Consider the following 26518-nt stretch of genomic DNA (forward strand, 5'->3'; position numbering starts at 1 on the left):
CTTTGAGGGGATAATACCAATACCGGGGCTTTTTCGTTATGGTTGGTGAATGACATGAACTTGAAAATATCCGACGACCCTTATCCTTAAAACGGATTCAGTACATGATAGAATGCGTTAGGAGAAGCCATGCGGTAATAATGACTGCACCAGCCGACGCCTTTATGGTTGTCGCGGTTTGTTGTGCTGAATACCAACCGCTCTTGCTCAAGCTCTTCGATTCGGTTGATGCGTCCCTCCGTGAACTCCAGGATACGGAATGAAGCGGTATCCAGGCGGGTGATGACACCGCCATAACGAATGTCGATGACTTCCCACCCGAACGGCTTGAACATGCGATGCCACTGCGTACGGTGAGCGATTCGCAGTTCCTGAACCGCTGAAGAGATCGCCGGCAGCACATTTTTGGCCATCTGTTTCAGGGTATCGGTATCTTGGCGGTCATAGGCCTGCTTCAGCGCAATTCCAATCTCGCTCTTGCGTTTGAGGACTGTACACAGCTTCTCTGGCATTTCAAACAGATAGTCTAGCTCTGCGCTGGAATCGCGCTTCTCACGTATACTTTGCTCCAATTCGGCATAATGGTTGGACAGGTCCAATCCCTCAATCTGCTTGTCGAATAGCCCGAGGAGTACGTCTTGATAGAGCAGGAACTTTGAAGGATTGCTCTGCTTGGCATTGTTGGGTTCCTGGCCGGGAATCTCGTCCAAATCCTTCAGCTGCAGGAATGTATCCATGTCGATGCCTGTGCAGAACTTCACGCGTTCCGCCAGTTGAGCCTGGGAAGGTTTCTGTTCCGAATAGGCATGCTCGGCATAGAGCTGCAGCCCAAGCAGAGCAGCGAACGGATTCCCTTCATTACCGTCATCACCCCACATCGTAGCATATACCTCGCGAATTCCTTCCTGCTTGCAGACTTGCAGCGCAACATCCGAAGCGTTTAGGGACAGGCCATAGTTAACACCGAAGGTGTTGAAGATCCAGACGGCACCGGCAAACACCAGATTACAGCCGAGCGGACGGTGATTGGCAATAAGCTTCTCATAGTCCTCGGGCTCTTGGTGGCTGTAATCCCAATACACCATGTCCACATCTTTCGGAATACGGCGGGCCATCTCCTCTGGAATGGCAGTTTCTTTATCGTAATACGCCGCGTCACCGCCTCCGCCGGAGGCGAGCTTCAGGAACATATCGCTCCACATCATCGGTTTCAGGCCGCGCTCACGGACAACAGCGAGAACTCTGTCCAGATGGTCAATCATAATATCGAAACGACTAACATAGCCGTTATTATCCAAATATTTTCCCCGTCCAAGCTCTTCCGCCTCGTCCATTCCGATATGGATCTTGTTGCTGCGGAATGGGGCGCTTGCTGTCTCGATCATCCGTTCAATCAGAGAATCGGTCTGCTCGCTGCCCACGAGAAGGGCACCCTTCGTATCGCGATAATGACGGATAGGCTCCCATTTCAGGAACTCTTCTAAGTGTGCCAGGGTCTGAATGCTTGGAAAAGCCTCAATGCCGAATTGGTCGGCATAATCGTCAATTTCTTTCAGTTCTGCTTGTGTATAACGGCCCCGCATATAGCCAAAGTACGGCTCGCCTTCGATCTGATAGGTATCTTCCATATATAACATGACGCTGTTCATTCCCATCAGAGCCATCTTATTCAGCATGAGCTTGAAGCTGTCCACGGTGAGCACGGCATTACGGGACAGATCGAACATGGGCCCGATTTGGTCAAATTGCTGGTTCTCTTGAAGGTGGAATGAGTCGCTCTTGCGGCTATGTTGAATAAGCAAGCCAAGTCCCCGAAAAAATTGATGCTTCCTTCCGTATCGTATATAGGCTTGAGATTGATCCCGGCCAATCTGAAGTTCGCCATCCACTGACGATTCTACTTTAACAGGGAATCCGTCTTCGCCAATTGTTACATTCAGTTCATCCAGCAGCAGTTGTATACCAGGCATTACATGCGTAACGTCGCCCTCGAAACGAAGTTTCATTAAGAAGTCCCCCTGCACCCATGAATTATAAAAACATTATATCATTATAATGTTTAATGTTATGGGAATCGTCTGGGGAAATCAATAATAAGTTTGGATGAATTCCTCATTCGAGTTAGAAAATCTTTTTGAAGAATACGGCAAAATGTGGTTGACGACAAGATGCGGCGATACTACAATAAAAAAGTGCAAACGTTTACACTGTAATCGCTTTCAAATATCTAACCCATCTAATAAGTGTAACAACTTCTCTGCTATTGTCAGGTATTGTCACAGATTATTGGATGGTGACTTAATCCTATTTGTGCAAGCGTTTGCGCAAAGGGTGGTATCGAAATAGCATGAACAGCACGCAAGTCTAAGAACAGAAGGAGGCTATTTGTTAATGAGAATGACTGCAGCAAGTAAAAGAACGTGGTCCATCATCCTGATTTTTTCTCTAGTTATGTCGATGCTCGGCATTCCGCCGTCGGCGGTCCATGCCAAAAGCTCACCCAGCCAGGTCACTCTGGTAGGGGACTTACAGCCTGCGCTAGGGCATGGCTCGGAGTGGGATCCGGCAGCCGCTGCCACTACCATGAAAGATATGGGGAATGGTGAATACTCACTTACGGGGCTACTACCAGCAGGAACGTATGAATACAAAATCGCAATAGACGGTGATTGGACAGAAAATTACGGATTCGCCAATTATACGAACCCTCAGGGTTCTAATCAGGGCGACAATATCGTGATTAAGCTGGACCAGGATTCTGAGGTTACTTTCTATTACAACCACGGGACTCATCGAATCGCGGATTCTACATACTATACACCGCTCGAAGCGGATAAGCTTCCTAGAGTAATCGGCAGCTTTCAATCCGGTATCGGCGAAGCTGTGAACTGGTCCCCTGCTGATGCGCGGTTGATCATGCAGGATTCCAATTATGACAACATGTATACGGTTACAGCTGATGTGTATGGCGGTGATCATGAATATCAAATCGCTCTGGGCAGCGATGCGGCAAGCCAAGTATACCCGGCAAATCGGGAAGCGCTTAACCTGCCGCAAGACGTAAAGGTTACTTTCAGTTACAATGCCGAGAATCATGGGGTTGCAGCTCATTACAACGTACCAACAGATCCGGGAACTCCGGTCCCCGCTAACCACCTGCGGGTTCACTATAACCGGACTGATTCGAATTACAGCAGCATGGGGCTTTGGATCTTTGATGACGTCGCTGCTCCGTCTGCAAACTGGCCAACAGGAGCCACGCCTTTTCCAAGCGGACAGCAGGACAGCTACGGGGCTTTCGTTGATATCCCGTTAAAGGATGCGGCCCAAAAAGTCGGCATTGTCGTCGTGGACCGCATTAGCGGTAACAAAGACGGCGGTGACAAGAAGTTTGCACTACCTTCACCGGACATGAAGGAAGTATGGCTCAAGGAAGGGTTCGATACGGTATACAGCTTCGAACCAGTTGACCTTCCGGCAGATACTGTGCGCATCCATTATCAGAGACAGGATCAAAACTATATTTCCTATGGTTTGTGGTTATGGGGGGACGATGTCGCGGTGCCTTCGAAGAATTGGCCGTTAGACGCGACGATGTTCCCGGCAGGTCAAACTGATCGGTACGGCGCTTATGTCGATATCGCAATGAAGCCGAACGCTCAGAAGATCAACTTCCTTGTATTGGATCCATCCAAGGGAGATGCCGGTAAAGACGGCGGTGACAAGGGCTTCACCTTGGTGGATCGATATCAGCATCTGTTTGTGAAAGAAGGAGACAACACCGTTTATACATCTCCATACGGTGAAGTACCTACAGGGTTAGTGTCGGCAGAAGTACTGGCTCCGGGTAAAATCCAGCTTGGATTTACGATGACCGATGGATTGGAAGCGGATACGCTGAAAAATGAGCTCCAGATCAAGGACAAGGACGGCAATCCGGTAGCGATTCAAAACGTGAAGATCACCGGAAACACTACGATCGAAGTGTCAGCCTCATTCCAGCTGGATCAGATTCCGCTGAGCGTAACCTACGCAGGTAAAACCGTGTCGGCTTCAACTGGCTGGAGAATGCTGGATGAGATGTACGCTTACGATGGTGATGACCTTGGGGCGACATACCAAGCTGGGGGAGCGGAACTTAAACTATGGGCGCCGACAGCGACCGAGGTTACCGTGAACCTGTACAGCAAGGATAATGCAGAGAATTTAATCGGCAATGTCCCCCTGCATAAAGGCGATAAAGGGGTTTGGTCGGTTCAATTGAAGCCGGGAGACCTCGGAATTCAGGACTTTAGAGGATATTTTTATCAATATGAAGTGACCAACGATGGCGTGACCAAGACTGTGCTTGATCCGTATGCCAAATCGATGGCGCAGTTCAGAGTGAACACGAAGGGTGAAGCAGGACCTGACGGTGATACTGTCGGCAAAGCGGCTATCGTTGACTTGAGTCAAACGAACCCTGCGGGCTTTGATTTTGCGGACATTCCAGGCTATGAGCAGCGGGAAGACGCGATCATCTGGGAGATTCACGTTCGGGATTTCACCTCGGATCCAACGATCGAGAGCGACCTGCATAATGCAACTTGGGGATCGTATGATGCTTTCAAAGAAAAGCTGGAATACATTAAATCCCTGGGCGTCACCCATGTCCAGCTGCTGCCTGTAATGGCTTGGTATTACGGGGACGAAGCGGCCATGAAGAATCGGGAGCTGGAATATTCGGCAAAAGACAATGAGTACAACTGGGGGTATGATCCGCACAGCTATTTCTCGCCGGACGGTGCTTACTCCGAGGATCCTACGGATCCTGAGCTTCGAATCAAAGAATTGAAGGCAATGATTGATGCCATTCATGAGGCGGGCATGGGCGTCGTTCTGGACGTGGTGTACACACATATGGCTAAGGCAGAATTTTTGAATGATATCGTGCCTAATTATTATGCCTTCCAGGACGCCAACGGCAATTTCATCGGAGGCTTCGGCAACAATCTGGCAACGAATCACAAGATGGCCGAGAAGCTGATGGTGGATTCCGTAAAATATTGGTTCGACGAATACAAAATCGACGGCATGCGCTGGGACATGATGGGCGATGCCACGTATGAGGCCGTGCAGAACGCTTATGATGCAGCGGCAGCCATCAACCCGAAGGCGCTGTTTATCGGCGAAGGATGGGTCACATTCGGCGGCCATCTATCAGATCCTTCCCTTGCTGGCAAGGGAGCAGACCAGAACTGGATGGATAAGACGGACGACGTGGGCGTATTCTCGGATGAGTTCCGAAACGAGCTGAAATCCGGATTTGGCAACGAAGGTGAGCCGCGTTTCATTACGGGCGGCGCACGTGATATCCAGACGATTTTTAATAATATCAAGGCCCAGCCAAGCAATACGAAGGAAGATGATCCGGGTGACATGGTTCAATACATTGAAGCCCACGACAATCTGCCGCTGTACGATATCATAGCGCAGTCCATCAAGAAGGATCCTTCGATTGCAGCGAATGACCTGGAGATTCATAAGCGCATTCGCCTGGGGAACCTGATTACACTGACCTCGCAAGGGACTTCGTTCCTTCATGCAGGACAGGAGTACGGACGAACCAAGCAATGGCTCGGTCAAGGGGTACCTGAGCAGAAGTACCATGAGTTAGAGGACGAGAACGGGAACAGCTTCGGTTATTTCATTCATGATTCCTATGACTCCTCTGATGCCATCAACATGTTTGATTGGGAAAAAGCAACGAATGAGGTTAAGTACCCGGAGAATAACAAGACCCGGGAATATACAACCGGATTGATCGAGCTTAGAAAATCATCCGATGCTTTCCGCCTTGGCGATAAGTCCATGGTGAATTCCAATGTGACGCTCTTGCAGATTCCTGAAGTGAAGTCGAAGGATCTGGTCATTGCGTATAAGAATAAAGCGACGGATGGAACCGGCAACTATTATGTGTTCGTGAATGCGGATAACCAGTCGAGAACACTTACGCTTAGCGAGGATCTGACTTCCGGCATAGTCGTCGTCGATAACGATGAAGCGGGCGTGACCGGCGTTAAGACGAAGTCTGGATTTACGTTAACGTCTGGCTCGATCACGCTGGAGCCTCTGACAGCTGTTGTCATTAAGACGGATGCTGCGGCAGCTGTACTGCAAGCGATATCTGTGGATCAGGAAAGCTATTCCGTGCAGACAGGAAAAACGCATCAGACCACGGTGTACGCGGAGTACGAGGACGGCAGCAAACGGAGCGTAACGCGGCAAGCAGCCTACACCTCCAGCAACCCGCAGGTGGCTGCAGTAACGGCAGCTGGTCTGGTAAAGGGTATCTCTGAAGGAACCGCAGTCATTACTGCTTCTTATGGAGGGCTCCAGAAAGAGATTAACGTCACGGTTACAGCGGACGCCGTCGACAACAAACGGTATGTGCAGCTTAACTATATTCGGCCGGATCAGGATTATAAGGATTGGAATTTGTGGGTTTGGAATACGGGGGTAAAGAACGAGAAGATTGACTTTGAAAAAATAGAAAATGGTGTGGCTACTGTAAAGATTGAGGTGGCACCCGAAACGACAGGCGTTGGTTTTGTTCTGCGCAAAGGAACGAATTGGGATACGGCCAAGCAGGATATCCCGGATGATCGCATGATTCCGCTTCAGCCTGGCGAAGCCTTCACGAAGGTGAATGTGACCAGCATGGTGCATGAGCTGGACATCCTGCCGAGCATTACGGGGCCGACGCTTGTGGACGGTAATATTACGTTCTTTTATCGGGATGATCAGCTGTTCAGGGATGGACGGATGGATACTATCTCTGACGTGAAAGTGAAGATTAACGGGAAGCTAGAGACGATGGTCTACGTTCCTGACAAGGAATGGTTCAGTTTTACGCTGAAGGGCGTTGCTCCCGGAACGTACGAATACACTTTTATCGTCAATCATAACGGGATCACGAAGGAAATCACCGATCCGAAAAACACAGTGAACGGGAAGTCAGAAGTCATTTACCGCAAACCTGATGTAACTGTGGATGCTGAAGTGAATCCGGGCTCGATCTCTTACAACGAGAATGCAGTTCTAAAATTAAAGGCTTCCTCATCAGAGCCAGTCGACTATAACGAAGCCTATATCGACCTGACAGAGCTGGGCGGTCCGTCTAAAGTGAAGGTCGATACCGAGCTGCTAGAGCAGAGCATTGCTGTTAAAGATACGGTTGTAGCGGGCAGCAAGCGGATTCCTGTCACACTCGTTGACCAATACGGCAATAAGCATACAGGAGAAGCTGCAGTGACTGTGAAGCCAAGAACCGCAGGCGGCAAACTCGATTTCGATTGGGACGAAGCGCGCATTTATTTTGTGCTGACTGACCGTTTCATGGATGGGGATGCTTCGAATAATACGAATGTTGACAAGGATCACCCGGAAGCCTATCACGGCGGGGATTTCAGAGGGTTGATCGATAAGCTTGATTACATCGAGGATCTGGGTGTGAACACACTGTGGATTACACCGATTGTCGACAATATTGACTTCAATCAGGGCGTTGGATTCGGCGGGAAGCAATATGCATACCATGGCTATTGGGCCAAGGATTTTACGAAGATTGACGAGCATTTAGGCGACCTGGACACGTTTAAAGAGCTTATCGACAAGGCACATGACAGAGGCATCAAAATTATGGTGGACGTTGTCGTCAACCACACGGGTTATGGCCTGAAACCGGGTGACAATGCGCCTGGCATCACACAGCAGGATAAGGATCGCTTTAAAGATATGCTCCGTACGGATGGCCTTTCCGCCGATACGGATCCTGTTAAGGGCGAACTTGCAGGACTTCCTGATTTTATCACCGAAGATCCGGCTGTGCGCGAGCAGATCATTGATTGGCAGGCGGGTTGGCTGGAGCGAGCCAAAACCGACCGCGGAGACACGATTGACTACTTCCGCGTAGATACGGTGAAGCATGTCGATGAAACGACGTGGAAGGCGTTCAAGAACGCGCTGACCCAGCTTGATCCGAGCTTCAAGATGATTGGTGAATACTTCGGAGCTACCGTTGATAGCGACGGCGGAACGCTGCAAAGCGGACAGATGGACAGCTTGCTGGACTTCGGTTTCAAGGGGAAAGCCCAAGAGTTCGTAAACGGCAGTGTGGAATCGGTTGAGGCCTATCTGGCTGACCGTGAAGCAAAGCTGGATAACACCCGAATGATGGGACAATTCCTGAGCAGTCATGATGAGGTTGGCTTCCTGTCTCACTTCGTGGACGGCGACAAAGCGAAACTGATGGCGGCTGCAGCGCTGCAGATTACATCCAAAGGCCAGCCGGTCATCTATTATGGCGAAGAACTCGGACGCTCGGGCAAGAATGCCGGGGATATGAGCAAGGGTGAATTCAGTGAGAATCGTGGCGATATGCCGTGGGATCAGATGGAAGCAGAGAAGCAGCTGCTTACGCATTACCAGAAACTCTTGAACATTCGAGCGGCATATTCAAAAGTGTATTCAAAGGGAACACGCACCTCCCTTGCAGCTTCAAATGCCGATGGTTATATCGCATTTGATAAGGAGTATAAGGGAGAGCATATCGTGACCGCGATTCATGTGAAGAATGAATCAAAAGAAGTGAAGCTCCCGGTGCCTTATAAGGCGGGCAGCAAGGTGAAGGATCTTTACAGCGGCAGCATTTATAATGTAAATGCTGGTCAGACCGTAACCGTAGTCCTTCCGTCGATGTCAGATGGCGGGACTGTCATTCTGGCAGCCGTTCCAGGGACCGGAGGAGACAACGGCACCAATCCTGATGTTGGAGGCGGTGTTGTAAGCGAACCGGGTAGTGGAAATGGCAGCGGGGCAGCAGGAGGGAATTCGTCTGCCGATCCGGCAGTAAAACCGAATCCGGGTCAGCGTTTTGTCAACGAAGAGTCATTGCGCAGCGGACAAGAGAAAGTGACGATTCAGCTTGATGCCGTGGATATCGAAGTTATCTTGCCACTGACGGCAGCGGACATCCTGGGAGCGAAGCCGCTGGAGCTGAAGCGGGATGGTATGAGCATACAGCTTCCATCCGCACTGCTTAAAGCACTGCGCCAGCTCGTACCAGATGATCAGGCTAAGGATGCGGTGATCTCGTTCAAACTGGAAGAAGTTGCTTCGCAGACGGCTGCTTCGCTTGTAACCCAAGCAGCCGCTATCGAGAAGGCTAAATTAAAGCAAGGCAGCAAAATGTATAATTATATCCTGTCCGTTCAGACGAAAGACGGCAAGGTATATAAGCTGGAGCATTTTACGGCGTCTGTATTGCTCGGTCTTGCAGTCGACAGCAATATAAACGGTAAGCTGGCCGGCATCTATCATATCTCGAATCAAGGCCAACTGAATTATGCGGGCAGCAGGCTGGTAAACGGTCTGTTGACAGCAGAAGTGAGCTATTTCAGTAAGTTTGTCGTGCTGGAATACGACAAATCGTTTGCCGATTTGACGGGTCATTGGGCAGAGTTGGCGGTCAAAGAGCTTGCCGCCAAACAGGTAGTGAATGGCATGAGCGATACGTTGTTCAGCCCGAGCCAGCAGCTGACACGGGCACAGTTTGCGGCGATGCTCGTTCGGGCTCTGGGCCTTGAAGGTACGCAAAGTACGACCTTTACGGATGTGGACAGCAATGCATGGTATGCTTCCGCCGTTGCGGCAGCTTATCAGCATGGACTGGTAAACGGCAGAGGAAAGGACACTTTTGCGCCGAATACAGCCATCACCCGCGAGGAACTGGCTGTGATGCTTTATCGTGCATACCAGAGCACGGGGGAAGCTTCTTCTTCAACGAAGGCACCAGACCTGGAGGATCAGCAGTTAATTTCTTCATGGGCTGTCCGAGAGGTGAAAGAAGCCCTGTCCCTTGGTTTGATGAAAGGGCATGCCAATGGCAAGCTCGAGCCTCAGGGCAAGACGACTCGTGCGGAAAGCGCACAAGCCGTGCTTAATCTGTTGGCACTGTTGCCGTAATTGCACCAGCTCCTGTCTCAATTCGAGTATGGCGAAATGAGGACAGTGGTCCAATAGGCTGATCTGGAGTTGGGGAAGAATCGTAATATCTTTAGAGACGCAAGGAGCCTGGTCATAAACACATGACCAGGCTCCTTTTTTGTGCATATAGCATTAGCTTCGATCCCTGCATAACTTTGATGTAGTTCACTATATGATAACTGAAGCCGACTCGTGCCGGATGATCTGTTTCAATGGGGAGTTAATCACCATGAATATATTCATTATGACTGTAACCTTTAATTACTATAGTGCGTCTAAAAGTTAAAATCTTCAATAAAGCAGGAGGCTGTATATGTTTAGGAAAATAGCATCCGTTTTACTCGCATCATCTTTATTGGTTGCACCGCTTGCTTCTTATAGCTATGCAGCTAACGATATTGTTAGCATTGATAGTGGAAAATTAGTAAACAATCGGGTCTTTATCCCTTTACGGGCAGTATCCGAGAATTTAGGGGCAAATGTAAAGTGGGATCAGCAACAGAAAACGGTCACGATCCAAAGAGAAGATACTCAAATGGTTCTCACCATTGACTCCAAGAAAGTGCGTGTTAATCAAGCAGAGGTAACGCTTGATGTACCCGCGGAACTAAGCTATGGAGCCACGTATGTTCCTGTACGCTTTGTAAGCCAGACATTAGGTGCGGACGTAAAATGGAATCAGCAGGCTGGTCAGGCCACCATAATATTAGATGGAAAAAGTCTTTTAGTGACTGTTGGTAAACCATCTGTTCAATTACCATCATCCAAACGGATCACAGACCAGAGATTGAATACTTTGGTCAAAAAGCTAAATGAAGCGACCGATATCTCACAGATTAAACAAGTCCGCACTTATTTTAGTCCCTACTTTACGGACCGATTTATTAATTCAGTAATTCAGAACAAAGGTCTCCAAAACAACTTTAAATTCGAGACCATTTTCCAATCAGGAACAAGCTACACGAACAACACTACCGCAGTGATTACTCAAGCATCTGGATCTGATTCGAAATATGGATCTGGTCAAACACTTTATAGAAAAACTACTGTGATTTATACAGATAAGGGATGGAAAGTAGATGGAGTATCATTCTCCTTGGTTCAGGAAACTTTAAATCCTTAGGTTTTTCTACTAACGGCATATCAATTAGGAAGAGCCCTGGAGGAATCCAGCGGCTCTTCTTATTTTTATATCAAAATATTGACATTCATCTAACATTCCCAGCATTTTCCGTTTACAATCCGCTCCTATAATTACAATCAAGCAAGGTTACTAGATGGACAATCGGACGTTTGGGGGGATGAGCAAGATACGCTCTCATCAATAGAAAGAATAGTAGAGTCTCAGCAGCAGGTGAACGCAGACGTATACCAATAGAATGATATAAAGAAGGGTGACAAAAGCCAATGTCGATGAAAAAGACGTTCGTAGTTTCCATGGTTGCCGCAGTGCTGAGCACTTCTGTCGTTAGCGCAGGATCGGCTGCGCCAGCTGTAAAGCCTGCTGCCACTGCACAGGTGCAAAACTCCACATTCACCATCAATGGCAGCACCGTTGTGATTCGTTCTCTGGTGAAGCAAGGGGAGACGCTCGTATCGCTCCGCGATGTGCTTAGCGCAACTGGTGCGCAAGCAGAAATACATGACGGTACTACAACCGTGAAGCTGAATGGACATACCCTCGTCCTGAAGTCCAATTCAAAAGAAATTACGGTGGATGGCGTGAAGTCCACGTTGAAGCAGCCCGTCACAAACGTGGCTGGAACAAGTTATATCGCCCTACGGCCTTTGGTAACGGGACTTGGCGGAACGCTTGCCAGCCGGGCAGGAGTCCTGGAGATCAGCACAGTACCGTTGCTGGAAGGCGCGGAGAATCCTCGTTTTGCCGGTGAAAGCAAGCTGATTCTCTCCAAGAGCGATGAGCAAGGCAGAACGGATTATTTAGTTGATACGGCTAGCGGTAAGTTTGAGCTCCTGCTTACGACAAACGGCGGGTCCGATCTGGTGGTATCGCCAAGCGGCGATCAAGCAGCCTATACGGACGCAGAAGGTGCGGTGTACGTACTGGATCTGAAGAACAGAGCATCCCGCTTGATCACAAGCGATGCCAGCATTAAACCGGAGCTTGTGTGGTCAGCCGACAGCAGCGCCATCTTTTTCCTGCAAGGGGATAAGGGGACGGTGATTGCCAAGCTGAGTCTTGCCGACGGTTCCATCACGAAAATCGTGGAGGACAAGGTGGATTACAAGGAGAATCTGAGTGTTTCCAATGACGGGAAGAAGTTCGTTTACACCGTAACCACGCTCGGCACCGTAACCTCGGACACAACAAATATCGACGAAGATAACGTAAGCATTGATTTCTCTTCCAACCAGACGCAAATCTATTCATATAACAGCGAAGAATCGAAACCTATAGCTGTGCAGTTGACTGCATCCTCAGATGATAAAGTGTTTGTGCTCTCAAATGATGGGCAGAAGGCCTTCTATGTTAGCATTCCGTCAACAGATGATAAAGCAGTACTGCTGTCCGTGGATTCTTCCCAAAAAGCCGCCAAGGTGTTTGCCGATTACGATGTAGAGCAAGCGCTGCTGGCTGGAGGGGTTCTGTATGTGCTGGCAGCCCAGGATGGCAACAGCAGTGTGATCTACTCCATTAGCACAATGACGGGCAAACAAACCAAGCTATACACAGTACCCGCCGACGTAACTTCCATTACGGTTGCCGGTTCGCAAATCGCGATTGTGCAAGATGGTGTAGTTAAGGTGAGTGCAGGCGACAGCTGGAGAGCTGTTACGAAGTAATGTTTTCTCAAATGTAAACGATGATTTTCTAATAGGAGAGGGGTTTATATACGATGAAAAAATGGATGAAATCCTTGACGGCAATTATGGTGGCCGTATCCCTGGTAGGCGGCGCTTCGTCAGCTGCGGCAGCGAAGAGCAATTTGAAAGGAAATATTGTCATTAACGGTTCATCTGCACTGCTGCCGCTTACGCTGCAAGCTGCCAGTGAATTCAAGAAGGAGAACCCGAAGGTCAAAATTTCAGCCTCCGCGGCTGGCTCCATTACAGGTCCTCAGTCGGTACGAAAAGGCATTGCTGATATCGGTGCCGTGGATTGGGATGCATCCAAGGACGTGCCGGGATTTAACAAATTCGACGGTCTGGTAGCTCATCCGGTAGCGGTAACGGTATTTGCTGCCGTAGCCAATCCGAACGTGGGTGTGAACAGCTTGACGACGGAGCAGCTGCAGGATATCTTCTCCGGCAAAGTGACGAACTGGAAACAGGTTGGCGGCTCGGATGCCAAAATCGTTGTTGTTAACCGTAAGTTCGGTTCCGGCACGCGTGTTAACTTCCAACAGAAGGCGCTTGGTGGCAAGGAGTTTATGAACAAAGGCGACAACTACAAGGAAGTTGGCTCCAGCGGCGATATGAAAACGACAATCGAAACGACGCCAAATGCAATCGGATATATTGACCTTCCTTACGTAACCAGCAAGATGAAGGCACTGTCCATTAATGATGTGGCACCAACCGAGAAAAACGTGTTGAACGGAAGCTACAAGGTATGGGGCATCGGGTATTACATGACCAAGGGCCAGCCGACCGGCGCAACCAAAGCATTCATCGAGTATATCCAAAGCAGTAAATTCCAGAACGGTTCCCTGAAAAAGCTGAAATTCATTCCGCTTTCCGCTGTTAAATAAACGAATTTTCTATCGAATCCATATATACCGCAATTCATAGGAAAGGGTTAGCCAGCTTCAGCGCAAGGACGCCAAGCTGGCTTCTCTATGTGAAAGGAAGAACCCTTAATGATCGATATGAACCCACCTTCAAGCAGCAAGGCTCCTTCAGAATTAGGGCAAAGCTTTGCCAAGGTATCCGGTGCCAAGTTTGATCGAAAAATGCGCCTCCGCTGGTCCAATAAGCTGTTTCGTATAGTCTGCATTGGCAGTGCGCTTTTTGTTTGTCTGGTCTTGTTATGCATATTGGTCCTTATGCTTCGGACCGGCATTCTGACCTTTTCCAACGTATCGCTGGCGGAATTCTTCTTCTCTACCAATTGGGACCCGGAGAACGAGCATTATGGAGCGCTGACCTTTATTCTCGGCACGCTGGCGCTGACTAGCCTCACGATGCTGATCTCGATCCCGATCTCGGTCGTGGTGGCCGTATTCCTGGCGGAAATGACCCCGCCATGGCTGCGAAATCTGTTGCGTCCCGTGCTGGATCTGCTGGTAGGGATTCCTTCGGTAGTATACGGCTTTTTAGGATTAACCTTGCTGATCCCCTGGCTTCGGACAATTAGCGGGCATGATCTGGCTGACGGCCTGCTCGCGGCATCCATCGTTCTGACGATCATGGTGCTTCCGACAATCAGCCGAATCAGCGATGATGCAATCTCAGCTGTACCGAATAAGTACCGCAATGCAGCCTATGCGCTCGGTGCGAATCGTTTTCAAACCGTCATCCGGGTCGTGCTGCCAGCGGCGAGAAACGGCATCATGTATGCCGTGATCCTGGGCATGGCACGAGCGATTGGCGAGACCATGGCCGTGGTTATGGTCATTGGCAATACGGCCCAGCTTCCGAACAGTTTGTTTACGCCAACAGCGGTGCTGACCAGTAACATCGTTATGCAAATTTCGAGCGTTGAATTTGATTCCACTTGGAATTACGGCTTGTACATGATGGGCTTTATCCTGCTTGCCATCTCCTTATTGATGATTGTAGCGGTAAGAATGCTTCAGAAAAAAGGGGGACGCTATTCATGAGTTTGGGCACGAAAAAGCAGGCGAACCCCATTCCCTCATATACATTTGGCAAACGCAGAGGGACCTCCGTCCTTATGGATCGGCTGTTTACTGGGCTGGTATGGGGTGTAGGGATTGTCGTCATTTTATTTATTGTCGGACTTCTGTTTCTGCTTCTGGAAAAGGGTCTGCCCCAGCTTAGCTGGGATTTCCTCATTGGGCTTCCAAGCGAGATTGAAGAGGGGGGCGGGATCGGTCCGGCGCTGTTTAACTCGTTCTATGTGCTCTTCATTTCCCTCTTGATCTCCATTCCGATCGGACTGGCGGCGGGGATCTATTTGGCGGAATTTGCTCCAAACAACAAGCTGATTGAGATCGTACGTATTTGTGTGGAAGGGCTGTCCTCTGTTCCATCCATCATTTTTGGTTTGTTTGGCATTGCGCTGTTCGTGGAATTTTTTGAGATTGGTCTTACCATTCTGGGGGCGGCCGTTAGTCTTGCCTTCCTGAATCTGCCCGTGCTGACAAGGGTAACGGAAGAATCGATCCGGGCGGTTCCGGTTGAACTCCGAAATGCTTCATTTGCACTCGGCTCAACCCATCTGCAGACAATTCGCCGTGTACTGCTGCCGGTAGCCATGAACGGGATCATGACGGGCATCTGCCTGACAGCTGGCCGCGCATTCGGGGAGAGTGCCGTGATTATTCTGACAGCCGGGGTATCCACTTCCGGGGAAATGTGGGATTTCAATCTGTTCTCCCCGGGGGGAACGCTTGCCGTGCATTTGTGGTACGTTCAATCCGAAGCCATCGTACCTGATGCCCAGGAAATCGCGCAGAAGACAACCGCTGTTCTGATCTTCGTTGCTCTGCTCATTAATATCGTATTCCGTGTACCACTGTGGCTGAATTCAAGGAAAAACCAAGCATGACAGTAATAAATCCAGCAGATGCTTATGCAAACGGACACCATTTACAAAAACGCCGGGAGGGACACACTCATGCAGCCATTCGTTGACATCAACAAACTGAATTTGTATTACGGCGAATACCATGCGCTGAAAGACGTATCGATCGAGATCCCGGAGCGTGCGATCACTGCTTTTATCGGCCCGTCCGGGTGTGGTAAATCGACGCTGCTGCGGACCCTCAACCGGATGAATGACCGGATACCCGGAACGCGGATCGAAGGTAAAGTGGCCATCGGCGGAACGGATATATACCATGATGAAGTTCACGTCGAATCCCTCCGCCAGAAAATCGGAATGGTATTTCAGCAGCCAAATCCCTTTCCGAAATCCATCTATGATAATGTGGCCTTTGGTCCAAAACAGCACGGTGTTCGCAGCAAAAAGAAACTGGATGAAATTGTTGAGCAGAGCCTTCGCTCCGCTGTACTGTGGGATGAAGTGAAGGACGATTTGAAGCGGCCAGCTCTCAGTTTGTCCGGAGGACAACAGCAGCGCCTTTGCATCGCCCGCGCGCTGGCAGTTGAGCCGGACATCCTGCTCATGGATGAGGCAACCTCGGCGCTGGACCCGATCTCTACCTTCAAGATTGAGGAACTGACCCATGAGCTTAAGAACCGATACACCATCGTCATGGTCACACATAACATGCAGCAAGCGGCACGCGTGTCGCAGCAGACGGTGTTTTTTCTGAACGGTGAGGTTGTTGAATATGCACCTACCCAGCGGCTGTTCGCCAATCCAGCCGATTCGCGTACGCAGGATTATATCAGTGGCCGGTTTGGATGATAGAGTCCCTATCAATATAATAGAAGTCTTTCAGGCGTGATCTGAAAGACTTTTTTTGTGCCTTTTGTCGCATAACCATTGGATTATTTATGTAATTTTGATATAGTTACCCTACCTCTATATCTTGCTTGCCTCGGCTCGACTCCTCTGCTATTACAACGATTCTCTGCATCCCGCCATGGTTTTTTGGAAACAAGAAATGATCATGCGCGCCTCATATTAGCCAGGTGATGACTCAAAACAGAAGATTAAAATGTTGAATCGGCAAGCTTAACAAGAGGAAAATGCATCTAACTTCGAGATGAAACGTAGTATGTGTTATGTCCTTCGTTTTTTTCTGATATTTATGGATGATTGCTCTACCAATTGTCTAGGACGAATCCGTTTTCGCTCTTTGGGAGCAGGGGAGGTGTTAATTCTTGAATGGCTCGAAATCCGTGAAATTACTTCTGCTCATGGTGGTTATCGTGATTATGAATATCGTGCTGCTCTCGCCAGGACTGCTCGGATTTCAGATCGGCGGAGACAACGCTTTTCAGACCGCGTCGGTCATCACGTTATGGGTAATCAGCATTCTAGCCCTCTTTTATGGCAGCTATATATTGTTATTCAAGTCTCCGGCTGTGAGATCGATCCAAACGATTCAGACGCGGGACGATTATATAGAAGCGCTTCATCATTACCGCAATGTGAAGGTGCTGAAGAAGGATATTGCTCTGGGACTAGATCAATTGGAGCGAATTGAGATCAAGAGGGACGCGCTGCTGAATGTTCTGGCCCAACGCTTCGAACAAACCGAGCTCAGTTACAAGAAATTCATAGCGGTCATCGATGAGGTTGAGAAGCTGTTCTATCTGAATATTAGAGGGATTCTGAACAAGCTTGGCGTCTTCGCCGCATCCGATTTTGCCCGTATTGCCGATCAGCCCAAGGATTCTCCTTCATCCTTAAGTAAAGTCGCACAGAAAAAGGCAGCTTTATATCAAGAGTATCTGAGCTATGTGCGGGGTTATCTGGAGGCCAATGAGGAGATTATGCTCAAGCTCGATCAGCTGCTGCTGGAAATCTCGTTACTCGATAGTACCGACTACCGGGAAGTTGAGGAGATGCCCTGCATGAAGGAAATTGATAGTTTAATCAAGCAAACTAAATTATACAAGCAATAAGAGAGGGAGATGAGTATGCGAAGCAAAGGTAGCGCCTTTGTTGTATTAGTGGCGATTGCAGTGGTTGTGTTTGTTCTTGTCTATGCGGGGATTACCTTAACCTCCAATCTGGGCAAGAGCAAAACCGAGATTAACACGGAAGATGCAGCAAAGAAGTTAAACAAAATTTATAAAGATATAACGGTTACGACGGCGGACCCTATCAAAGGTCAAGTCGATCTGGACCCGGTTGCGGTTGCAGATTCGCTGCCGGATATATCGAAGTTCCCAATCTCGGTTGAGAATACAACGGACTTATATGTTGAAATCTTCTCCTCACCCGAGAAAGCAGGTACAGGCATTGACGGTTGGCTGAATGAGGTAGCAACCGAGTTTAATAAATCGAATCCGCAGGTGAACGGTAAACCGGTATCCGTGAAAATCCGTAATATTGCTTCGGGAACCGCAACCGATTACATAACCTCTGGAAAATACGTGCCGGATGCCTTTACGCCTTCCAACGAGCTGTGGGGAGAGATGGTCAAGGTACACGGTGTTAAAGCCGAGCTTGTATCCAAGCGCCTGACCGGTAACGTAACAGGTGTCGTAACGAAAAAAGCAAAATATGACGAGCTGGTGCAGAAATATGGCTCATTGAATGTCAAGACGTTGACGGATGCTATATCGAATAATGAGTTGGCGATGGGTTACACAGATCCTTTTGCAAGTTCGACGGGTTTGAACTTCCTGATTACAGCCCTCGAAACATTTGACAGCCAGGATCTGCTTAGTGAAAAAGCGGTCCAGGGCTTTGAGAAATTCCAGGTCAATGTTCCCTTCACGGCTTCCACTACGATACAGATGCGCGATGCGGCCAAGTCAGGCATGCTGGACGCTTTCGTACTGGAATACCAGACTTACGTCAATGCAGCAGATATGAAGAGTGGCTACGTCTTTACGCCGTTTGGCGTAAGACATGACAGCCCGCTTTACGCGCTGGGTAAATTGCCGCAGGAGAAGCTGGACATTATCAAACAATTCGCAGCTTTTGTAGAGCAGGACAAATATCAGAAGTTAGCTGAGAAAAAAGGGTTCAACGGCCTCAATGATTATCAGTCCGAAGTTAGCATGGTGGACAGCAGCCTGCTGCCGTCCGCACAGAAGCTGTGGAAAGAGAAGAAGGACGGCAATAAGCCGGTCACGGCTGTTTTTGTAGCCGACGTGTCAGGAAGCATGGACGGCGAGCCGTTAAGCCGCCTTAAAGAATCGCTGCTGACGGGACAGAAATATTTAGGCCGAGAGAACAGCATCGGTTTTGTATCCTATTCAACAGATGTAACCATTCAACTTCCTATCGGGAAGTACGATTTGAACCAGCAGTCGATGTTTGTCGGAGCGATCAACAGCCTTAACGCCAGCGGGCATACCGCAACCTTTGACGGCATCGTGGTGGCCATGAAGATGCTTCAGGATGAGATGGACGTTAATCCGGATGTGAAGCCGCTCATATTCGTGCTGAGTGACGGTGAGACGAACGTGGGACATTCCCTTGATGAGGTCCGGGGATTAATTGAAGCCTATAAGATTCCGGTATACACCATTGGCTATAATGCCGATATTCAGGCGCTTCAGAGCATTTCCAGCATCAATGAAGCAGCCAGCATCAATGCGGATACCGATGATGTTGTCTACAAAATCGGCCAGCTGCTGAATGTGCAGATGTAGCATCATCTAGAGATTTTTCTATATAGATAGGGTTAATTTCAATAGAATCTGGGAGGGGTTATATTGTCATTTACGATGGAAGTTATTAGTCCTGAAGAGATTAAGACTGCGATTGAAGAGCAGGTGAAGCCGGAGCCGGAGGAAGTCACACAGCTGAAGGAGCTGGCGGCAAACAATGTGCAGGCCATTATGGAGCTGGATATCGAATCGCTTGAGAAGCGAAGACAGGTGCTCCAATCCATTGACAATTTTGGCATCAACACCATGAGATCCTCCTCGGAGAAGAATGCGCTCCTGCAGGTACAGGTGGGAAGGTTATCAAAAACCGGAGATGAAGGCGGTCAAGTCGCCAAAGGGTTAACAGAGCTGCAGCTGCAGCTGAAGGATCTGGACCCAAGCGTTATGGATTTTGCGAAAAGCGGACTGCTGGGCATGGTGTTTAACCCACTGCGCCGATACTTTGCCAAGTTTCAGAAGGCGGATGCCGTCATTTCGGATATTATCGTTTCCTTGGATAAGGGGAAAACCGTATTAAGAAATGACAACACGACGCTGGAGATTGAACAGCAAGCCCTGCGCGAGCTCACCAAAAAGCTGCAAAAAGAAATACAGCTGGGCATGCTGATGGACACAGAAATCGAGTCCCAGGTCGAAGCCGCCAAAATCCGTCAGGAGTCAGAGGACAAAGTCCGGTTTATTACTGAAGAGGTGCTGTTTCCGCTGCGTCAGCGGGTGATGGATTTGCAGCAGATGCTGGTCGTGAACCAGCAGGGAATCATGGCGATTGAAGTGGTCATCCGGAACAACAAGGAGCTCATTCGCGGCGTGGACCGGGCGAGAAACGTAACGGTCACAGCGCTGAAAATCTCGGTTACGGTGGCCAGTGCCCTGTACAACCAGAAGATTGTCCTGAAGAAAATTGAGCTGTTGAACGAAACCACGAACAACCTGATCAGTGCTACCTCCAAAATGTTGAAGGATCAAGGAGCAGCTATTCACAAGCAGGCGCTGGAAACGAGCATTTCTGTCGACACGATGAAGCAGGCGTTCACGGATGTGTTGTCCGCTCTGGATTCCATCAGCACCTACAAGCAGGAGGCTCTCCCGCGGATGCGTGAGACGATTAATCAGTTCAGTGAGCTGGCGGTAACGGGTGAGGAGCAGATTCAGCGCCTGGAGCGCGGGCAGAAGCTGGGATTGTAGGAGAGAATAATAAGAGTGTGCGGTTATCATACCGCACACTCTTTTTTATTTAGTTCAGGAACGAAAGCTTCTTTTGTAATAAGCAGTGTAGGAATATGTCGAAAAAAATCATTTTCCCAAACAGGAAATTAATGCTATCCCGATCAAATATTGCATTGACAGTCCAAAACGAATCCATTAGTATGTTCATAACTTATTAAACCTACCAGATAACTTAGATTAAAGAGAGTGGTCGTTTCACAAGTTTGGGACAGGACATAATGTATGAAATTCCATCTGCATTTGTCTACTACATGGGGGGATACCAATGAATGCTAGAAAGCTAGGTTTGTTCTTATCATCGATTGTGCTAATGATGTTGATTGTGGCATGCGGCAATGACGCCGGCAAGGCGGAAGAAGGTGCAGCTGAAGACACAGGAAGTGAGAAGCAGGCCGAACAAAAAGAGTATAAAGACGAGCTGAACATTGCGCTTACGGCCCAGCCGCCTACATTGGATACCGCTTTGACGGTATCGGCCGTTGCGCTGGATACGGCAGGAAATATATTTGAGCAGTTATATACACTGAATGCAAACTATGAGCCTGTACCGGCACTCGCAGAATCTGTAGAAATAAGCGAGGATGGTTTAACGTATACATTCAGCCTTCGCCAAGGCGTGAAGTTCCATAACGGGAAAGAGATGACATCCGAGGATGTTGTAGCCTCGATGAACCGCTGGCTGGTAACTTCGTCCCGTGCGAAGGTGCTGCTGACGAATGCCAAATTCGAAGTCGTGGATCCATATACCGTGAAGCTGACCACCGAGACGCCAACATCGGATGTGTTGATTCTTATTGCATCGCAAGCGCAGTTCGGTTCGATCATGCCGAAAGAGATTGTAGAATCCGCACCGGCTGACGGAGTCAAGGAGTACATCGGCACAGGGCCTTACAAATTCCAGGAATGGAAGCAGGACCAATACATACATTTGGTGCGAAACGACGACTATCATCAATTAATAGATACGGAGCCTAGCGGATTTGACGGACGTAAAGAAGCTCCTGCCAAGGATCTGTATTTCCATTTTGTCACGGACCATTCCACGCGAATTGCCGGTGTTAAGACCGGACAGTATGATGTGGCGGACAGCATTCCGATCGAGAGTTATGATGAGCTGGCAGCGGACAAGAATATTAATCTGTTGTCATTCCCTGGGGGCGCGCTGACAGCTTTCTTTAATACCAGCGAGGGCTTGCTGAAGGACGTGAAGATTCGCCAAGCCATTCTTGCTGCGTTCAATAATGAGGAGATTATGTTGGCCAGCTTTGCTAAACCGGAGTTATATTCTTTGGCGCCAGGTTACCTGAATACAAACCAAGTGCAATGGTCAACCGACGCGGGAGCGGAGTATTACAACCAGTCGAATCCCGAGAAGGCCAAGCAGCTGCTGCATGAAGCTGGTTATAACGGCGAAGAAATTACGCTGCTGACAACCAAGGATTACAACGAGATGTACACCGCGACATTGGTCATTCAGGAGCAGCTTCGTCAGATCGGCATGAATGTAAAAGTGGAAAACTTCGATTTCCCAACATTCCTGGAAACGAAGAACGACCGCTCCAAGTGGGATATCTTTGTAGCCAGCACAGGGTACCAGCTTACACCGCCACAGCTGCTCGCGGTAAATCCTGATTGGGCTGGACTCGATAATGAAACGGTCAAGCAAGCGCTGATCGATATTCGCGGCGCATCTACGCCGGAAGCCGCCAAGCAGGAATGGGAGAAGCTGCAGGGCTTCCTGTATGAATATGCTTCCTCCACGGTAATCGGCCATTACAATGGCGTTGTTGCTACAACGAAGAAGCTCGAAGGCTTTGAGCTGTTCGAAGCACCGGTTGTGTGGAATGCAAAAGTAGCGAAGTAAGCCTATGTGGAGGGTGTTGCAAGTTACCGGTGTAACTTCGATAACACCCTCCTTTCTTGAAATTCGATTCATAGACCATGTACAAAAATGAGGGGTTTGTCGTGCTGGCTTATATTATCAAAAGATTATTGTCGCTGATTCCCGTATTGGCCGTTGTTACGATCGCTATTTTTCTCATCATCCACATAACGCCAGGGAATCCGGCGGCCGCGATACTCGGTATCGAAGCATCGCAGGAGGAAATAGAGCAGCTGAATCGAGACCTTGGCTTGGATCGCCCGTTACTCGAACAATATACGAGCTGGGTAGCCCATGTATTCAAGGGGGATCTGGGAGATTCAATCTTCATGAATCAGCCGGTTAGCGAAGCCATCGCAGAGCATATCAGCCCCACGCTTTCGCTAGCTATTCTAGCGCAGGTGATCGCAATTATATTGGCGATTCCCTTTGGGATGATTGCAGCCTATAAGAGAGGGTCGGCGGCGGATTATTCGTTAATGGGGCTATCCTTGCTGGGCATGGCAGTGCCAAGCTTTCTGCTGGGGTTATTCCTGATGCTATTTGTTGGCGTTAAGCTGCAGTGGCTGCCTGTGGCGGGATATGAGCCGCTAAGCAGCGGACTCTGGGAACATATGAAGTATCTTATCCTTCCGGGCATATCGCTTGGAACGATCCAAGCGGCGCTTATCACGAGGATGACTCGTTCGTCGATGCTCGAAGTGCTGAATTTGAATTTTATCAAAACAGCCAGATCCAAAGGCTTGCACGAGATGAAAGTGCTGTTCAAGCATGCTTTTCGCAGCGCATTTTTGCCCATTCTGACCGTCATCGGCCAAACGTTCGGCACCTTGGTGACGGGGGCCGTGGTCGTAGAGGCGATTTTCAATATTCCCGGACTCGGTCAATTGATATTGAATTCCATCGCCAGAAGAGATTTCGCGGTCATCCAGGGAGTAGTGCTTGTCGTCACGCTCATGTACGTTACCATCAATCTGGTCATCGACTTGCTATATGGCGTGGTTGATCCGCGTGTTCGTTTGGAACGCAAATAAGAAGAGGTGTAACAGGATGGCTACTGTTCAGGAAAAAGAATATGTTGCACAAATCAGCAAGAAGCTGAAAAAGGAACAGCGTGCGTTAGGATACCGCCGTCTGAAATCTAACTATGGGCTGCTGATCGGAGCGACCATCTTTGCAATCTTAGTATTGCTGGCGCTAATCGGACCGCTTTTCACAAGCTATGGTCCATATGACATGAAGGTGGTGGAGCGTTTAACTGCGCCAGGAGCTCAGCACTGGCTGGGAACCGACGAATTTGGCCGGGATTTGTTAACCAGGCTTCTGTATGGCGCCAGAGTGTCGATCAGCGTCGGACTTGCCGTTGCCCTGCTGTCTTCAGCACTTGGACTTATTATTGGCGTCTATGCCACATACTTCAAAACATTGGATCATATTCTCATGCGTATTTGCGACGGATTGATTGCGATTCCGGGCATCTTGCTCGCCATCGCCTTAATGGCTGCACTCGGCGCATCGGCTATAAATGTCATCATGGCGCTGACGATTGTATTCACGCCGAATATTGCCCGGGTTGTCCGCTCCGCGGCGCTGGTGGTGCGTGAGCAGACCTATATTGAGGCGATGCATGTGCAGGGAGCAAGCGCAACGCGCATTATATGGCAGCACATCGTGCCCAATACGCTGTCTCCTCTCTTGGTTCAGGCGACATTCGTATTTGCAGAAGCGATCATCTCGGAGGCTGCCCTTAGCTTCTTGGGAGCAGGGATTCCTGCGCCGGAAGCCAGCTGGGGGAATATTTTGCAAGCCAGTAAACTTGTGATTTACAAAGCATGGTGGATAGTTGTATTCCCCGGCACTGCGCTCGTTCTGTCTGTCCTCAGCTTAAATCTGATGGGGGACGGGCTGCGGGACTTGCTGGATCCCCGTGTGAAGCAGAAGTCGAGAAAGTCTTAAGAAAGGCTGGAGGGTGTTCCATGAGTAAAGAGCCTCTACTGGAAGTGAATAATTTAAAAACACATTTTCATACCGAGCGCGGAAAAGTAACGGCCGTGAACGGCGTCAGCTTCTCCATGAACAGCGGCGAGATTATCGGTATTGTCGGGGAATCGGGCAGCGGCAAGAGCGTAATGTCTCAATCCATCATGCGATTGCTGGATCATACGGATGCGGTCGAGTACGAGGGCGAGGTTATTTTTGAGAATGAGAATCTGCTCTCCCTCTCACAGTCTCAATTACGATCGATTCGGGGAGACCAAATCTCCATGATATTTCAGGATCCGCTTACCTCCCTGAGTCCTGTATATACGATTGGAAACCAAATCGGCGAAGCCATACGGCTCCATCAGAAGAAGTCCAAGAAAGAAGCCCATCAGCAAGCTGTCGAGATTCTGCGGATGACAGGCATCCCCTCTCCGGAGGTGAGGGTGAACGAATATCCTCATCAGCTGTCCGGAGGAATGCAGCAGCGGGCGATGATTGCCATGGCGCTTTCCTGTGAACCGCGTCTGTTGATTGCGGATGAGCCGACAACTGCGCTAGATGTTACGATTCAAGCGCAGATTTTAGAATTGATTGCTGACCTGAACCGCAAGATGGGTATGGGCGTGCTGTTTATAACGCATGACCTGGGCGTTGTATCGGAAATCTGTACAGGCGTGAAGGTGATGTATTTGGGACAGATCGTTGAAGAGGCTCCTACAGAACAGCTGTTTCAAACACCGCTGCATCCTTACACGCAAGGATTGATCCAATCCATCCCCCAGCTGGAAGGGGACAGGAATGAGCCGCTTCATGTCATTGAGGGAACGGTGCCGTCCCTGACGGACATTCCGCAGGGCTGCGGGTTCTCTACACGATGCCCTTATGCCGATGAGCTGTGCCGTACCTCCGAGCCGCCCATGCGAACAGCTGATACAGAGCATCGCGTGAAGTGCTGGCATTACGAAGCCATAAACAAGCTGGAAGGGAGGGAGACAACCGTTGGAACAAGCAAATGAGCAATCCATTTTAACAGTAAGCTCCCTTCACAAGCAGTTTCCGGTGTATGGATCATTCGGCAAGCTATGGGGTGCCAAGGCGTACGTGAACGCCGTAACGGATGTTTCGATCCAGTTGTACGAAGGAGAAACCTACGGTCTGGTTGGCGAATCAGGCTCTGGCAAAAGCACGACAGGACGCGCGATCCTGGGTTTAACCCAGGCAAGCCAAGGGAACGTCTTATATGGGAATCGCGATGTGGCGGCCATGTCGAAGGAGGAAATGCGAAAGTTTCGCAAGGATGTTCAGCTTGTTTTCCAAGATCCATTCTCTTCCCTCAATCCAAGAAAAAGGATCGGCCGGATGCTGGAAGAGCCTCTAATCATTCATAAGATGGGGGACAAGGCGGAGCGTCAGGAACAAGTATTTCGTATCCTGAAGACGGTAGGTTTACAGCCGGAGCATGCCTTTCGGTTTCCCCATGAATTCTCTGGCGGTCAGCGCCAGCGGCTGGGATTGGCGCGAGCACTGATCATGAACCCGAAGATTATCGTGTGCGACGAGCCGGTCTCCGCCCTGGACGTATCCATCCAGTCGCAAATTCTGAACATGCTCAAGCGGCTGCAGCAGGAACTGAAGTTAACGCTGCTGTTCATTACGCATGATATCAGCGTGGTCCGGTATATATCGGATCGAATCGGCATTATGTATCTCGGAAGAATCATGGAGGAAGCATTGACGGATGATCTTTTCCTTGAGCCCTTGCATCCTTATACGAAAGCATTGTTCTCGGCCGTACCCGATTTCAACCGCAGCCGATTAAGGGAACGGATTATGCTGCAAGGAGAAATCCCGTCCCCGATATCGCCGCCCAACGGCTGCGTGTTCCATACGCGCTGCCCATATGCAACGGATGTCTGCAAGACAGACATACCGGCTGTGAGGGAAGTGAGGCCGGGTCACAAAGTAGCCTGCCATCTTGTTGAGTAGAGCGCA

At 49.4% G+C, this 26518-nt stretch carries 16 protein-coding genes; 15 read left to right on the forward strand and 1 reads right to left on the reverse strand.

Annotated elements, in window-relative coordinates; translation table 11 throughout:
* Nucleotides 1-86: 86 nt before the first annotated feature.
* Nucleotides 87-2006, reverse strand: coding sequence for a beta-N-acetylhexosaminidase (locus ABEQ74_RS23585; protein ID WP_430124626.1), 1920 nt, complete (start codon nt 2004-2006; stop codon nt 87-89).
* Nucleotides 2007-2391: 385 nt separating this feature from the next.
* Between ABEQ74_RS23585 and ABEQ74_RS23590 the strand changes: the two genes are divergently transcribed.
* The 15 genes from ABEQ74_RS23590 to ABEQ74_RS23660 all read left to right on the forward strand — a co-directional run bounded on the left by ABEQ74_RS23590 (nt 2392) and on the right by ABEQ74_RS23660 (nt 26512).
* Nucleotides 2392-10005, forward strand: coding sequence for a pullulanase (locus ABEQ74_RS23590; protein WP_430124627.1), 7614 nt, complete (start codon nt 2392-2394; stop codon nt 10003-10005).
* A 334-nt stretch (nt 10006-10339) separates the two neighbouring features.
* The gene (locus tag ABEQ74_RS23595) at nt 10340-11149 is read left to right on the forward strand and encodes a copper amine oxidase N-terminal domain-containing protein (protein WP_430124628.1); all 810 of its coding nucleotides are present in this window, start codon (nt 10340-10342) and stop codon (nt 11147-11149) included.
* Between the two features lie 284 nt (nt 11150-11433).
* Nucleotides 11434-12831 carry a stalk domain-containing protein gene (locus ABEQ74_RS23600; RefSeq protein WP_430124629.1) on the forward strand — a complete coding sequence of 466 codons (1398 nt, stop codon included), beginning with the start codon at nt 11434-11436 and terminating at the stop codon, nt 12829-12831.
* Nucleotides 12832-12884: 53 nt separating this feature from the next.
* Complete coding sequence (locus ABEQ74_RS23605; protein WP_430124630.1) at nt 12885-13739, forward strand: phosphate ABC transporter substrate-binding protein; 855 nt, start codon at nt 12885-12887, stop codon at nt 13737-13739.
* A 108-nt stretch (nt 13740-13847) separates the two neighbouring features.
* Nucleotides 13848-14810: a phosphate ABC transporter permease subunit PstC gene (gene pstC, locus ABEQ74_RS23610; RefSeq protein WP_430124631.1), complete on the forward strand. Its 963-nt coding sequence runs from the start codon at nt 13848-13850 to the stop codon at nt 14808-14810.
* 2 nt (nt 14811-14812) lie between these two features.
* Nucleotides 14813-15721 (forward strand): phosphate ABC transporter permease PstA, encoded by a 909-nt coding sequence (pstA, locus tag ABEQ74_RS23615; RefSeq protein ID WP_430124918.1) that lies wholly within the window; start codon nt 14813-14815, stop codon nt 15719-15721.
* Between the two features lie 69 nt (nt 15722-15790).
* A complete protein-coding gene (gene pstB, locus ABEQ74_RS23620) occupies nt 15791-16546 on the forward strand; it encodes a phosphate ABC transporter ATP-binding protein PstB (protein WP_430124632.1) in 756 nt (251 codons plus the stop codon).
* Between the two features lie 419 nt (nt 16547-16965).
* On the forward strand, nt 16966-17712 hold the full coding sequence (locus ABEQ74_RS23625) for a hypothetical protein (protein WP_430124633.1): 747 nt from the start codon (nt 16966-16968) through the stop codon (nt 17710-17712).
* A 15-nt stretch (nt 17713-17727) separates the two neighbouring features.
* Entirely contained in the window at nt 17728-19416 is a 1689-nt protein-coding gene (locus tag ABEQ74_RS23630; RefSeq protein WP_430124634.1) for a VWA domain-containing protein, read from the forward strand.
* A gap of 63 nt (nt 19417-19479) precedes the next feature.
* The gene (locus tag ABEQ74_RS23635) at nt 19480-20619 is read left to right on the forward strand and encodes a toxic anion resistance protein (RefSeq protein WP_430124636.1); all 1140 of its coding nucleotides are present in this window, start codon (nt 19480-19482) and stop codon (nt 20617-20619) included.
* A 307-nt stretch (nt 20620-20926) separates the two neighbouring features.
* The gene (locus tag ABEQ74_RS23640; protein ID WP_430124637.1) at nt 20927-22525 is read left to right on the forward strand and encodes an ABC transporter substrate-binding protein; all 1599 of its coding nucleotides are present in this window, start codon (nt 20927-20929) and stop codon (nt 22523-22525) included.
* Between the two features lie 101 nt (nt 22526-22626).
* The gene (locus tag ABEQ74_RS23645; RefSeq protein ID WP_430124638.1) at nt 22627-23577 is read left to right on the forward strand and encodes an ABC transporter permease; all 951 of its coding nucleotides are present in this window, start codon (nt 22627-22629) and stop codon (nt 23575-23577) included.
* Nucleotides 23578-23593: 16 nt separating this feature from the next.
* Complete coding sequence (locus ABEQ74_RS23650) at nt 23594-24499, forward strand: ABC transporter permease (protein WP_430124639.1); 906 nt, start codon at nt 23594-23596, stop codon at nt 24497-24499.
* 20 nt (nt 24500-24519) lie between these two features.
* On the forward strand, nt 24520-25542 hold the full coding sequence (locus ABEQ74_RS23655) for an ABC transporter ATP-binding protein (protein ID WP_430124640.1): 1023 nt from the start codon (nt 24520-24522) through the stop codon (nt 25540-25542).
* Nucleotides 25526-26512, forward strand: a complete 987-nt coding sequence (locus tag ABEQ74_RS23660; protein ID WP_430124641.1) for an ABC transporter ATP-binding protein — start codon at nt 25526-25528, stop codon at nt 26510-26512. Before ABEQ74_RS23655 ends, ABEQ74_RS23660 begins: the two co-directional genes overlap by 17 nt.
* Nucleotides 26513-26518: the final 6 nt, after the last annotated feature.

The organism is Paenibacillus solani, from assembly GCF_050475945.1.
Lineage (GTDB): Bacteria > Bacillota > Bacilli > Paenibacillales > Paenibacillaceae > Paenibacillus_AQ > Paenibacillus_AQ solani_A.